Below are 13788 nucleotides of genomic sequence, written 5' to 3'. Positions count from 1 at the left end.
GCTAATTTTCGTGTAATTTGTTTCTTACCTGCCGAATAGAAATATCTAATTTCTCTGCAATCTGAGTTTTGGCTACGCCATTGTCATCAAGATATTTAACCAGTTCATCAACTGAATATTTGCTGTGGTGTTCAAAGTCATATACCTCAATGAGTACTTCCTGGAAGGTGATTAGTTTTTCCTTTTCAATAATTGATTGGGTAATTGCACGATGCAGAATAGCTTTTATATCAGACGGCGACTTTCCTGACACTAATTCCGCTATCTTATCCAATTTTTTCTTATCATCTAAGAAATCTGTATCAAAGCCTTTTAAAAACAATTTGATAAGGCTGGCCGTATCTTCTTGAGAGGGTATGGAAACTTCAATTACCGTATTGAATCTCCGCCAAATAGCCTTATCAAGCAGTTCGGCATGATTAGTGGCTGCAATCAAAATATTATTTTGCGAGAAAGCGTCAATATTTTGTAATAGACTATTAATCACTCGTTTAAGTTCCCCTAATTCAAATTTATCATCCCTTGATTTTGCAATAGCGTCAAATTCATCTAAAAATAAGATGCAGGGCTTACTATCAGCGTATTCAAATATTTTTCTGATATTTTTTGCCGTATTTCCCAGCAAAGAAGAGACTATCGCATCTAATCTGGCTACAACTAACGGTAAGCCTGTTTGCTCAGAAATATATTTTGCAATACTGGTTTTTCCGACACCAGGAGCACCGTACAATAGTAAGGTTGAGGTAGAAATAACACCATGCTTTAAAAGTTCCTGACGATGACTGATTGAGTTAATAAAAGATTCTATTTTGCCTTGCACTATTGATGATAAGACCAAAGAATTAGGAGTACTCTCTGGAATGTAAACATCTAGAATATTCATTCGGCTATCCTGATCAACAGGTACTTGGGAAACCAATTCATCAAGTGTGATTGAGTTGGTCATTTTTTGGTTAAGGAGGTTCAAAATAAGGTTCGCCATTTTTTCGTCACCTTCCTCCCTAAACTTATCAGCAAGAAGCTTGGCGTAACTGTGAACCTTTTTAAAGTCTTTTTTGAGCCCCCCCTCTATTATCTTAATGATTTCGCTGTACATAAGGTCTCTGTTTTAGTATTTACTGTTACAAAACAAGCAATTTTCGTAACAAAAAACAAATTTTCGTAACAAAAATATATAAAAATGTAATTTTTTTACCCAAAAATTGTTTTTTATTGAGGTTGGCGTAACAACATTACGGTTCATTGTAACGGTAATGTTGGATTCATTAAAGCCTGTTTTTCTGATAAACCGCTCTATTTCAATAAAATACTTACATATAAGTCGTTTAGAATACACAACTGGGACGGGGGGGGATGAGGGTGCGTAAAGGAGATAAAATTACAGACGAACGTTTAAACGATATGACTGTTTATGAGACCTTTAAGAAGTATTTTGGAGAACGTCGTTCGCTGTGAGCATCTTTTATCACGATTGCCAAAATCAACGGGGCAGATGATTCGGAAATTATGCGACAATCCAAACACGAAACAAGTTTGATGATTCAACGATACACCCGCATCGAAGACATCAAGGAGCACAATGCTGCCACTAAATTAGGTCTTTAAAAACGGCTGAGAATTGAATATTCCTGTGGACTGCACGACTTGGCTTGTTTTATTGAATTCTCAGTGGCTTCTAAAGCCCAATCTGTAACAAGGGCAGAACTGCAAGGTTATTTGCCATTCACCCTACTTTAGTGTTAAACGTGTATAAAAAATGCTACTTTTTATACACGTTTGACAGTTCATGTATAAAAAAACCGTAAATTTATACATAAAATAAACAGGTTGAAATGAGCTATCGAATCAAAGAGCTGCCGAATATCGGAGAGATAGAAACAAAAAAGGTACTAAAAAAGTCGTTGCAAGCCAATAAAGCTTTGGCCGAGCTTAAGGGAATATTGGCTACCATTCCTGACCAAAATATACTAATCAACACCTTATCATTGCAGGAAGCCAAAGACAGTTCGGCCATCGAAAATGTCATAACCACTCATGACGAGCTCTTCAAAGCGTCACTTAATTTACAGGTTTCGGCTGCAGCCAAAGAAGTACAGTCCTATGCGTCCGCACTCAAAAGAGGCCATGATCTGGTGCGACAATACGGCTTTTTGAGCACCAAACATTTATTACATATTTTGGATATTCTCGAACCGAACAACGGTGCTATCCGACGTTTGCCAGGAACAGTACTGAAAAACCAACAAACTGGTGAGGTAGTCTATATGCCTCCACAGGACTATGAAGAAATCATTCGCCTCATGTCCAATTTAGAGCAATTTATAAATAATGATGAATTGGCTGATTGGGATTCTCTGGTTAAGATGGCCATTATTCATTTTCAATTTGAAAGCATCCACCCTTTTTATGATGGAAATGGTCGTACAGGGCGGATTATCAACTTATTATATCTCGTGCTTAAAGACTTGTTAGATGTTCCAGTGCTGTATCTCAGTCGTTATATTGTTCGCTATAAAGGGCAATATTATCAAAAACTCCAGGCTGTTCGAGATGATGACGACTGGGAAAGTTGGATATGTTTTATGTTGGAGGCCGTTGAAAATACTGCTCTTTATACCATTGATTTAATCAAAGCGATTCGGGTATTATTGGAAGAAACAAAAGTCTGGTGTCAGGAATCACATCCTAAAATTTACAGTAGAGAATTGCTGGATAATCTCTTCAAACATCCCTACACAAAAATTGAGTTTGTGATGCAGGATTGTCAGGTGTGCTAACCGCTAATTATTGGACATATAAATGATAGAAAGTTAGAGACTATAAGCACAGATTTTAGTCTTCATTTGAGTTAATTCTTTCATGTTGATGTCGTTCTTGAGCAAATACTTGTAGGGACTTTGGAAAGCAATTCCTCCGTGTATTCTCTCAAAATTATAGAAGTTTCTAAATTCTGCCAATGTTTTTCGAGCTTCCTTCAAATCATTGAACTCAAATCTCTGACACACACAGCTTTCCATGATAGAATGATATGCTTCAATGTGCGCATCTTGCTGCGGCGTTGCAGGTTTTGTGAATTCTTGTTTGACTTGTTTATCTCGAAAATATTCTTGTACCTCGGTCGCAATGAATTGACTGCCGTTATCACTCCTTACACAAATTCCTTTAGGTAAATCATAGCTTTCAAAAAGGCTATCAAATAGTGAAATGACATCTTCTTTTTTGATGGTATAGGCACAATATTGCCCTAAATTCCATCTTGAATTTACATCTAAAACAGTCAGGACTTGCATACTCTTTCTTTTACCTGCGACCCAGACATACTTTATGTCGAACTCCCAGTAGTCAAACGGTATTTGAGTCTGTGGAATCAAATCTTTCACCCAGTTGCGCTTCCCTCTTTTAGAGCTAACAGCATATCTACTTTGAAGTAAACCGCTCTCTTTCATTAGTTTATAAACAGAATGTTTGCTTACTTTAAAGCTTAACTCATCTCGAAGGTAGATGTATGATTTGTAATAACCATAATCTACAAAGGGCTTTTCGAACAACTCTTTCAGGGCTTCAACCACTTGATGACCTTCTATTTGGTCGCCTTCTGCATTGAGAAATACGGTGTAAGGTTTGCGTCCAGATTTACCTAAAGTAGCTTTGTAATAATAGCTACTCCGAGCGATGAAACAGGATTTTAGTACTGTTTTAACACTACATCCTGAAAGAATAAATTCATTAGCTACTTCCAGACGAATTTGCTTACTCAAGGACTTTTTTTTAATAAAGCATCCTTGATTCTAAGTGACAATTCTTTCTCAGCGATTATCTCTTTATAGGCTTGAATTTCTCGTTGAAGACGAAGAATCTCTTTGTCTTTATCAGAACTACTGACACCGGATAAACTTGAAGAACCCCCTTTTTCATAGTGGGAGACCCAATTGTAAATGTTTGCACTAGAGACGTTAAATTCTTTGGAAGCCTTAGCCGCTCCGTGTTCTTTATAATACTTTAGTATGGTCAGTTTTTCCTCCTGACTCCATGATTTTTGATGTTTTCCCATAGAAACACAAATTTAAAAGTTATCCCTTAATTTGTGTCCAAGTTTTTAACGGGCTGGATTCCAGGTTACCAGACTTACAGCTGCCAAATATTTAGAGATTTTCGCGGAAAACAATTTACTGACGAAAGTAAAACTAGGCAAAACCAATTACTTCATTAATCAAAGGTTAGTAGAGTTATTAATGCAACAATAAAACAGTAAATGGTCATTTCAACGAATCACACATTTGTGGCTAAGATTGACTATTTATTTTTTGAAGCTGCTTTCTTAATTCGTCATTTTCAGTTACATATCTTTGGAGCTGACCTTTGAGATATGCATTTTCGGAAAGCAACGCAGAAATCATTTTTTCAGTCTCATCATAAGGTACAGCTTCTTCGGACTGTTTGGCTTGATTGGCATATCCCCTACAAGTTCCACAACAATATTTAGCCGTAGATCGACTAGCAAAAAAAGGTGTTCCACACCAAAGGCAGGTTTTCTCAAAAACTTTGGCGTTGTATTTGAAATCAGAGCGGTCTAGTTTTGGCATGAGGTATAACGAGTATATATATAATTTGTTTTTTACAAAATTATATCGTTATAATTTCGTTATTTATTCAATATAATACAGCATTTCAAATCTTATTACTTTCTTAAGATTAGGGAAAGAAAATAATAAGGTTTCTGATTTTTCCATCACCCTTTTGGTAAAAGTTGAGGAGGCTACCGTTAGATAACTTTCATTACCGCTTAATAAATTACTATGTCTTTTTAGATAAATATCACTTACCTTAAAATTACATTTCGTTTATACCCGCAAGCAATCATGAGTGAAAACCAAAAGCAAGGGGAAAGACAAGGCCAATGTAGTATGTACGTTGTCACAAAAGCGTTCGACGAAGTCGAATGCCATAGAAAATACCTCAGATATCTTTGCCCGGATATTTCATCATTTTTCGAAGTTAGGCAATGAGGCTAATTTCCTAATAGAAGAACTGCAAAATACGATTACTCACGTGGGTATAGACACAAAGGCAATTTTTAAGTTTTTTCGAAATCAAAATATCATTCGCACTGTTTAGACATAAAATGGGATTTAGCATTAAATAGTGAATAATAGATAGCAGATTGGAAAGATTGTTTCTTGATAAATTTCGCAATTTTACCGTTAAATAAATTTATGGTATATTTAATAACTTATAATGTTGTTTAATAATTATATAATTATATATTTGTTTTAAGTTTAAAAGTTCTTTATAAGATAAATAGTTTTTAAACTTAAATGATTATACTCTAATAGTAAATTTTTATATTAAGTGCATTAAATATTTTATAACAATTTGAGCTTTTAACAAAATATTAAGTGTATAATACTTTATGCTTTTTATTTTTAGTTAAATATATGAGCGTGTTTACTTCGTTTTTGTCTTATCAATGATAAAGATAAAATAGTTGTATTTTGTTTGATATTTACAGAAGTTGTAAAATTAACCTCATTTAGTTTCATATGTTATCATCTATATTAAAAGATGTCACACAACGATTCAATAATTTTTTGCTGCCTCAGGTTCCAATGGGAGGTAAGCAAATGATACTTGGTGATATAGCCAAGCACAGCGGCCAGCAAGATTCGCCGGGGTCAGACACGATTCAAAATAACTTGGTGCTGACGCTGGTGAGCGTAGAGGAAGAAAACAGCCTGAAAAACAACTATCCGCTCAAACAGGAACAATCTGTTGCTATTAGAGGTATTCATTACAGAAGGACGGAAAATAGCGGTTTACTACTTATCGCTTCTCGGGAGGTTGCCTTAAAGCTCGTAGTCCATTTTCCTGTAATCTGATCTCATCTTTGAAACCATATTTTCCTAACCGATTTATATGTTCAAAAGGCGCGGGAGAGATATGCACTAGATCTTTTTCATGGACTTCATAACCTTCCTTTTGAAGCTGTTTAAGAATTTCCTGGATGTAAACAGTATTCCAGACCATTACGATATTTGTCAGCAGATTAAGGCACCTGGCTGTAATTTGCTGTTCTTTTTCCTGCTTCTTACGGATGGTTCCATCACCTCCGAACCAAAGATAAACCCGCAGGTTATGAAGTTGCTCTCCTTTATTGAGCTGGGTATTGATACGATGCCTGAGAGGCAGTTGTAGTAAGTACTTACATATAAAAATCGTTTTTACCAATTGTCCGTAAGATTGCAAAACATACATTAGGTTGTTTTGTCTTGGATATGATTGAAGTTTATTGATTAGTAGTGAGGCTGTTACGGTTCCTGTCAAAACGGATGCAGCCACTCTTTTAAGTTCATCCGCATGTTTTTTCAAGTAGTCGATATTGACTGTAGCGGTAAACTTTAATTGCGGGTACTGTATCTCCGCTGGATTTTCTTTGTCGGTTTTTATCTTGCACAGGCGTTGGTTTTTTATGTCGCGAAGTCGTGGAGCAAAACGTTTGTTAACCAAATCAAAGAAGGCGAATATTAGGTCTGAATACCCATGTGTATCGGTGGTATGTTCAATAATGGTCAACTCGGTTTCATTCGTCAGAATTTCATCTAATACGTATGGCGCATCCCGTTCAGTGCTGCTGATTACTTTTGTTCCGTATTGGGAATACTGATCAGAAGTGTGGGTGTAAAAAGTTATTCCTTTACCATACCCAAAATACTTTGGCAATGCCTGAGCATTCCGAATTTTGCCACTTGTGGCAAATCTTTGGCCATCGGAAGATGATAGTGTCCCATCACCCCAATAGGCTGATATCCATTGTCCATGATGAAAATTTACCAACAAGTCATTTGCCCGTTTAAGGTTCTCATCAGAAAAGTAATTATTGGCAACCCACCACAGCGAATGATAATCCAAGTCGGAAGAACGCGCCAGATCAGCCAGTGTCAAGTTACATGCATTACTCAACAAAGCAGCAAACCTCAAAGCATCATGTTCCGGATTACGGGGCAGGAGCTCTTCCCGCAATTCTTTTGCATAGTCAACCCAAGTATCTACTTCACGGATCATTTCCACCAGGCCCACGCGAGGCAATCGCTTGTTGATCTGCTCTTGTAAATCTTTAACAGATTCAGGGAGATTTTCAGCTTCTAAGGGTGGAACAACCAATATTCCATCTTCTAACCTTATCTCGGTGCCTTGTGATAACAGAATGACCAAAGGTCCAAGCAAATTTGTTAATTCAAGAACCTTTTCGTCAATGCGTTTTACCATATCCAAGCCTCCAAAAGGAAGGCATATCTCCGGTGAAGCTGCCTGCCACCGTGTCTTAGGGATTAGAAAGCTATTAAAATCCGCATATTTTCTGGATAACTCGACAAAAACATCACCAGACTGAAGTCGGTCATTGAGTACCGACAAAACACAAAGCTCGTAGGCGGGCGCTTGCAACATCTTGTCAATGATGACTACTTTTTGCCAGGACTGTGTAATAAAATGGGTTGGGACAGATTCTGGCAATTTTCGTTTTGTCCCATTTTGAAGTTCGGTAACTAGCTCCAGGCCGTCCTCAAAATTATCTTTTGAAAAAGCCACTTTAAAATCCAGTATTCTGAGCAGGTAGGGTGTAAATTGTTTGAACCGGGCATAAGTCTTAAGTAAAAAGAATAAAGGTGTCTGATGGGCCGGTTTGGTTATTTTCAAGACTATGTGTAAAGCTTCTTGTATTGTTTCCTTTGATAAATTTTCAAATATTTTGCTTCTCAGGTACTGATTTTCAATGGTGTCATCCACAACCATTTCAACAGTCTTTGTGAGTGTTTTCACAGCCTGAGTTTGGGATTTGATAACCCCCAGCTGATAGGCCTCCAAAGATTTTTTTGCATCGCTCAGGGCTTGCGTCCAAAAATCATGGTACATCGCCAAAACAGTATCGGTTGTATCAAGCAGCGTTTCCCAAAGAAAACACACCAGTAAGGGAAAACGTCTCTGTGGTTTAATACGCTGCAAATATTGATTTGAATTATTTCGAACGATATTAGCTAAACGTTTTTTTCTGTTGGAAGGAATAACAGACAAATCCCAGCTATCAACTTTGATGTTTTTCAAAAAGATAATTTTATCAAGTATTTGTCGGAAGCTTTTAGGCGTATTGACCGTTGGCACCATACACAGCCAGCGATGATGGGTTAGCTTTCCGGTTTCGGGAGTTTGAAGAAGATTGTCCAGCTGATTGAATAACTCGGGCTGCCATAAAAATGATAACCGTTGATAGGTCTCCGTATGAAGAAGCTCGTCAATACCTCCAATAATCCTTTCCAGAGTACCAATCGATGGTCTTAAAATTTTATCCTGATGAAGTTTTTGACAAAGTTTATTCAAAAGGTACCGCTCATTGTCATGCTCCATTCCCTGAAGGATCAACCATTTTTCAAACATAGGTTCATCCATTGGCTGCCATTTCCGAAAATTTAGATACCGAAGTAGTTGTTGAAAATGAAACGAGCGGGTCATTGCCCTGTTTCCGTAGTTTATTAAATCAGCAGTCGTGGGTGCATTGTTTCCACTTTCGAGTTGATGAGAAACAAAAGAGACCATTTTATCAGGAATCTGGTTTTTCCATCCATCATATAAAAAGCCAAAATATCTCATTAAACAGAGTTGGATACCGATTGCCAGGCGGTTGGTTGCACCATGGAACGACTGAATGAATATGAGATCGGGCTGTGTTAGATAAAACCCCTGTTGCAAATCCCTTTCGTCCAAATCAGGAATTTGAATGTATTGATCACGTTCTGCAGTTGTTAAAAAAGTAGCAGGCATAGGTTATCAAAAAGGGTATGTTTAAAAAAAATAAAACATCATTGAGAATCAGTAATTTATAAATCTGAACTCTATATTTGTAAAGGAACTCCTTTTTGATAATAAAACAATGGCAAATATTCCTCATTTAAGAGTCGCTCTCTACGCAAGAGTTTCAACACTCGACAGAGGGCAAGACCCCGAAACTCAACTGATTCAGCTCAGGGAGTACGCACAAAGACGTAATTTTGAAATTGTAGGGGAGTTTATTGATTTTGCTTCGGGAACAAGTGAAGAACGCAAACATTATAGGCAAATGATGGAAGCTGCAAAGAAAAGAAAGATTGATGTAGTATTGGTTTGGAGATATGACCGATTTGCCCGCTCGACTCAGGCATTAGTCAACGCTCTTAAAGAATTCAAAGCACTGGGAATTGATTTTATTTCGTATCAGGAAAATATTGATACTACTACGCCCACCGGAGAGTTGATTTTTCACGTCATGGCTTCATTAGCTCAGTTTGAAAGCTCGCTCATCAGCCAGAGGGTTAAAGCCGGTATGGCCAGAGCAAAAGCACAAGGGAAACAGATATCCAGACCCAAGCTTAGTACAAATAAGGTAAAGCAAATTCAGGATATGCATAAAACGGGCTTATCAATGAATCAGATTAGTATCAGATCAGGAGTTGCTTACGGAACAGTGTATAATTACCTGGCTAAGAAAAAGAAATAATTTTAAACCGCTATTTTTCGTCCATTTGTAACAAGAACCTCAATGGGGAAGAGGCACCATTCGAATTATCAACGAGTGTATCAATTATGGTTTACCTGCTCCTGTGTTCGATTATGATTTTGCCAGTGTAATGCTTGAAATAAAACAAAAAATCGAGAAAGTACCACAAAATAACACGTTTCCTGCCAAAGATGTCGGAGAAATGTCGGAGAAAATGTCGGAGAAAGTGCTGACGTTGATTAGAACGAATTCTACCACCACAACAGCAATTTTGGCAAAAGAACTCAGAGTGAGTACAAAAACCATCGAAAGAGCCATAAAAACGCTAAAAGAGGAGAAGAAAATCGAAAGGATGGGGGGAGACAGAGGTGGCTATTGGAAAGTAATACCGAAGTAAGAGAAGTGCCAATTCCCCGCCAATAGCTTGCGTTAGATTTTGTCCTGACAAAGTCATGGCTTGCTAACGCTTCGCTTTCTTGTTAATCTCCCATAATCTCCTTTTATCCCCGACAATCTCCTATAACGCCATTCTATATACGTTTTGATACTATTAGCGGTAGGGCTCCATCGGGCAGATATTATTCCCCTTTTTACCCTAGACCAAACACTTTCGCTGTATATGCGCCGATATTTTTAACCTCGTTACTAGCCACTTTCAACTTAATATCATAGAGCGTTTTGTGAATTTCTGATTGCGAAAACTTTTCAACAATCTGAATTGCTTGATCTTTACGTAAACGGAATTCGTTAATTAAACGCCCAAAAACGACCGCTGATTCGTCCTGAAAATCAATTTTTGTCTGTGCTCCACGAATTCTAGTGATGGTAAATTCAATATCTGAATATTTGCGGCCAACTTTCTTCGCGCTGTAACTAATCGTCAAATCGGTTTTTTCATTGATTTCTTTCTTGGCAGTAAGTAAAATACGTTTTTCAAAATCAGACCAATTTTTGTACTGCTCCTCCCCTGTCTTATCATCGTATAGTAATAACCGTCGCTTCAACTCAAGAAGCTCTATTTTAAAGACGCCTATGTCCTTGTATTGCGATAGCATCTCATAAATACGTTTGGCATATTTACTGTCTAGGCTTAAAGCCATGTGCAACTGAAACGTCGTAAAGTTTTGTTTCAAATCGAAAAAGAAGGGTCTAATTTTAGGGTCTAGCCCTATTTCAATAATTCCCTGCCCGTGCATGTACTCTGCTGATGAAATCATCGAAACTTGGAGTAAGTTACCGTTTGGTCGCTTGATTTGTAGCACACGCCCTATCAATGTCTCTGTGGCTCGCTTTAAATCTTCGTACGAATTTCGGGTACCAGTTCGTTCCATTAATTCCCGTACAGAAACGTAATAATTCACGTCTGAGGTGTCTTCTTTTTTGAGTTGTGCCATCATGATGTAGATAATATTTTTTTCAAGTGCCGACATTTCATAGCGGGCACTTGTGATGGCATTATCTTGAATAAGGGTTTTTAAGGTATTAATCTCTTCCATTTGTTATGTTTATTACCCAAAAGTACGAGTTTTCCACAATCACGACAAAGAAAAACGACTGTCTTTTTTCGATGTCGTAATTCACGAGGATTTTGTCGTAGTTGCACGAGGATTTTGTCGTAATTCACGAGGATTTTGTCGTAGTTACACGAGGATTTTGTCGTAGTTACACGAGGATTTTGTCGTAATTCACGAGGATTTTGTCGTAGTTAGTGCTCATAATACAATGGAAGTCAGAGAGTTACAAGCCCCTCAAATATCAAATAATAATAAATAATAATAATTTCACAAATTTGTGATGTATTTTCTTCTAGGGTAAAAAATGTGGATAACTTACCCTTTTGGGTTCCATTTAGGGCAGGTTGATAAAAATAGAAAATCAAAAAAAAGACAAAAAACAAAAACAAACTTTGAATTTTTGTCGGGCGGGTGGCGGCCCTCGTCACGAGGATTTTGTCGTAGTTCGCGAGGATTTTGTCGTAGTTCAAACGTATATTTTTATTACTCCAAGTATATTTACACCTTTTTTATTTTTTATATATTACGTATGATAAAATTTTATCATATTTGCATATTCATGTTAATTGTTGTTTATGCTAACCCAAGACATCGTTTTTCGCTTTTTCAGAGCAAAACCCGCACTGAATCATTCACAGATTGAAAAAGAAGCAGGTTTACCTTCTAAAACACTCTATCGTGCTTTAGGAGGGCACATTAATCTAAATGAAAAACACCTGACTAAATTAATCCCCGTTCTGAGAAGTTACGGGTTTTCAGAAGAGTTATTTAGCAAAGCCAGGGTTATTTCAATCGTTAACCATAAAGGCGGTGTAGGTAAAACCACGTCAACCATCAATCTCGGGAAAGCCCTTAGTCTTCTTGGAAATCGGGTTCTGATGCTAGATATGGACTCCCAAGGCAATCTTTCTCAATGTTTTGGTATTCATCAGCCAGAAACCCAAATCATAGATGCTTTACTGGATAAAAAAAGCCTACCGATTATTAAAATTGAGCCTAAATTACACCTTGCTCCTTCGGACATACAAATGGCATACCGTGAACTTGAGCTTGTGAATTCGATTGGTAGTGAGAAACGTTTAGCAAATAAATTAGCCCCTCTCTTGTCCGAATACGATTATGTTCTCATTGATTGCCCCCCTTCATTAAATGTTTTGACAACTTGTTCATTGGTCGCCTCTCACGAGTGTATGATTCCTATTCAACCCGAAGCATCTGCTTATCATGGTGTCGAAAACCTATTTAACCGCATTTCCGAAATACGCGAGCATCTAAACTATACACTGCAAGTGCGTGGTATTTTTTTTACGATGGTACACAAAAATCAAAGCGTACACAAAAATATGATCGAACATATTCGGGATGTCTATGGTCATTTTACTATTTTTTCTACCCAAATAGAGACTTCAACAGTAATCAAACAATCACAAGTAGCCAAAAGCGACTTATTCGATTATTCACCTAAATCGAATTCCGCAAATCAGTATTTAGCCTTAGCCCAAGAAATGGTCGCAGTCTAACCTTAACTTAATCATGGCAAAAGATTTTATGTCGGGAATTAAAAAAGCTACGGCTCAAATTCCCACTTCTACATTTTCCGAAGTTGAAAAAATAAAAAAACAAATTGTTGTAATAGATGAGCTAAGGCAGTTTATTACCCCCCTCACAACAGAAGAGCTACAAATACTCGAGAACAACATAAAAGCCCAAGGATGTAAAGATCCATTGGCAATATGGGAAACGTCGCACAGAGAGGCTGGAATAGGCGATTCTGACGAAATTATACATGTCTTGGTGGATGGTCATAACCGATACAACATTTGTACAAAGTACAATATCGACTTTAAAATTACCATTTTGAAGTTTGAGGGTATCGAGAAAGTAAAAGATTTCATGATTGACTATCAGCTCGGGCGCAGAAACCTCACCCCTGAACAGCTTTCATTTTTTAGAGGATTAAGATACAACAGAGAAAAAGGTGGGAAAGGGAAATACGACCGTGAAGAGGGAAGTGTAGATATTTCAAAAGCATTGGCAGAGGAATTTAACGTCAGTCAGCGAACCATTAAAAATGACGGTAACTTCGCCAAAGGAGTTGCTAAGTTAATTCCAGAGTTACAACAACAAGTTTTGGCTGGAAACACCTCATTTAATCGCACAGTTATTCAGGACATAGGAAAACGTGATGATATTTCAGAAGGTAGCTTAGTATCCGTAGCACAGTTAGGTAGTGATACCATTGAAGATACTCATTCTCCTTATCTTGAAGAGTTCAGTCAACGCAAAAAAGAAATTGCTCGTCTTGCTGCTAACCTGAGTTCAAAATCTGATTATTCTCAATTAGTCCAAAAAGTAAAAGAATTAAAAAAATTTATAACGGCTTGATAATCTTGCTTTTAACCATAAGTGCAAAACTTGCACTTATGGTTAAAACAATTGCTCCAAGTAGTTTACGCCTAGTACTGTGGTTTCGCTACGCTTTTGATAATCGTCACCACCATACACCAAATGTAGTTGCGTATCGGGTGCTATTTTCTTGAAGTAAGTTAATCCTTTAAAAAACTCGCCGTTAATTGTTTTGCCCGCTTTAATTTCAACAGCATGAAGTTTTAACCCATCTTGCATCAGCAAATCTACTTCGTTTTGATTACTATCTCGCCAGTAATACAATTGTGGACGACGGCCTTGGTTGTAGTGCATTTTCATCACCTCCAGAATCACCAAATTCTCAAAAATAGCGCCTTTGGCAAA

General features: G+C 37.3%; 13 protein-coding genes and 1 pseudogene. 7 read left to right on the top strand and 7 right to left on the bottom strand.

The annotated features are described in order from the left end of the window. Position 1 precedes the first annotated feature (1 nt). Positions 2–1096, bottom strand: a complete 1095-nt coding sequence (locus FHS57_RS31115) for an AAA family ATPase (RefSeq protein WP_183980635.1) — start codon at positions 1094–1096, stop codon at positions 2–4. A 736-nt stretch (positions 1097–1832) separates the two neighbouring features. On the opposite strand from FHS57_RS31115, the gene FHS57_RS31110 reads away from it, so the two are divergent. Beyond that, a complete protein-coding gene (locus FHS57_RS31110; protein WP_183980633.1) occupies positions 1833–2777 on the top strand; it encodes a Fic family protein in 945 nt (314 codons plus the stop codon). A 33-nt stretch (positions 2778–2810) separates the two neighbouring features. On the opposite strand, the gene FHS57_RS31105 is transcribed toward FHS57_RS31110, so the two are convergent. Beyond that, complete coding sequence (locus FHS57_RS31105) at positions 2811–3758, bottom strand: DDE-type integrase/transposase/recombinase (protein ID WP_229601505.1); 948 nt, start codon at positions 3756–3758, stop codon at positions 2811–2813. Then, positions 3755–4051: a transposase gene (locus tag FHS57_RS31100; protein WP_183980631.1), complete on the bottom strand. Its 297-nt coding sequence runs from the start codon at positions 4049–4051 to the stop codon at positions 3755–3757. Before FHS57_RS31100 ends, FHS57_RS31105 begins: the two co-directional genes overlap by 4 nt. Before the next feature lie 73 nt (positions 4052–4124). Between FHS57_RS31100 and FHS57_RS32245 the strand changes: the two are divergent. Next, positions 4125–4244: pseudogene (locus tag FHS57_RS32245) on the top strand (Fic family protein); the annotation flags it as partial. A gap of 39 nt (positions 4245–4283) precedes the next feature. On the opposite strand, the gene FHS57_RS31095 reads toward FHS57_RS32245, so the two are convergent. Continuing rightward, on the bottom strand, positions 4284–4583 hold the full coding sequence (locus FHS57_RS31095) for a hypothetical protein (RefSeq protein ID WP_183980629.1): 300 nt from the start codon (positions 4581–4583) through the stop codon (positions 4284–4286). Positions 4584–5540: 957 nt separating this feature from the next. Between FHS57_RS31095 and FHS57_RS31090 the strand changes: the two genes are divergently transcribed. Next, positions 5541–5876 (top strand): hypothetical protein, encoded by a 336-nt coding sequence (locus FHS57_RS31090; RefSeq protein ID WP_183980627.1) that lies wholly within the window; start codon positions 5541–5543, stop codon positions 5874–5876. Here FHS57_RS31090 and FHS57_RS31085 read toward each other — a convergent pair. Further along, positions 5821–8811: a Tn3 family transposase gene (locus tag FHS57_RS31085; protein WP_084332169.1), complete on the bottom strand. Its 2991-nt coding sequence runs from the start codon at positions 8809–8811 to the stop codon at positions 5821–5823. The genes FHS57_RS31090 and FHS57_RS31085 overlap by 56 nt on opposite strands. Before the next feature lie 109 nt (positions 8812–8920). On the opposite strand from FHS57_RS31085, the gene FHS57_RS31080 reads away from it, so the two are divergent. Continuing rightward, positions 8921–9523, top strand: coding sequence for a recombinase family protein (locus tag FHS57_RS31080; protein WP_183980625.1), 603 nt, complete (start codon positions 8921–8923; stop codon positions 9521–9523). Positions 9524–9653: 130 nt separating this feature from the next. Further along, a complete protein-coding gene (locus FHS57_RS31075; RefSeq protein WP_183980623.1) occupies positions 9654–9920 on the top strand; it encodes an HTH domain-containing protein in 267 nt (88 codons plus the stop codon). Between the two features lie 193 nt (positions 9921–10113). Here FHS57_RS31075 and FHS57_RS31070 read toward each other — a convergent pair whose 3' ends face one another. Continuing rightward, a complete protein-coding gene (locus FHS57_RS31070; RefSeq protein WP_183980621.1) occupies positions 10114–11019 on the bottom strand; it encodes a replication initiation protein in 906 nt (301 codons plus the stop codon). Positions 11020–11612: 593 nt separating this feature from the next. Here FHS57_RS31070 and FHS57_RS31065 point away from each other — a divergent pair. Together FHS57_RS31065 and FHS57_RS31060 are read left to right on the top strand one after the other, a co-directional pair. Further along, entirely contained in the window at positions 11613–12557 is a 945-nt protein-coding gene (locus FHS57_RS31065) for a ParA family protein (protein WP_183980619.1), read from the top strand. A 13-nt stretch (positions 12558–12570) separates the two neighbouring features. Continuing rightward, positions 12571–13422 (top strand): ParB N-terminal domain-containing protein, encoded by an 852-nt coding sequence (locus tag FHS57_RS31060; protein ID WP_183980617.1) that lies wholly within the window; start codon positions 12571–12573, stop codon positions 13420–13422. Positions 13423–13464: 42 nt separating this feature from the next. On the opposite strand, the gene FHS57_RS31055 is transcribed toward FHS57_RS31060, so the two are convergent. After that, a partial coding sequence (locus tag FHS57_RS31055; RefSeq protein WP_183980615.1) for a DUF4143 domain-containing protein occupies positions 13465–13788 on the bottom strand: 324 nt, incomplete at its 5' end.

This window comes from Runella defluvii, from assembly GCF_014195535.1.
GTDB classification, from domain to species: Bacteria; Bacteroidota; Bacteroidia; order Cytophagales; family Spirosomataceae; genus Runella; species Runella defluvii.
Note: the sequence above shows the minus strand (reverse complement) of the source record. Positions and strands in the feature narration are given on the sequence as shown.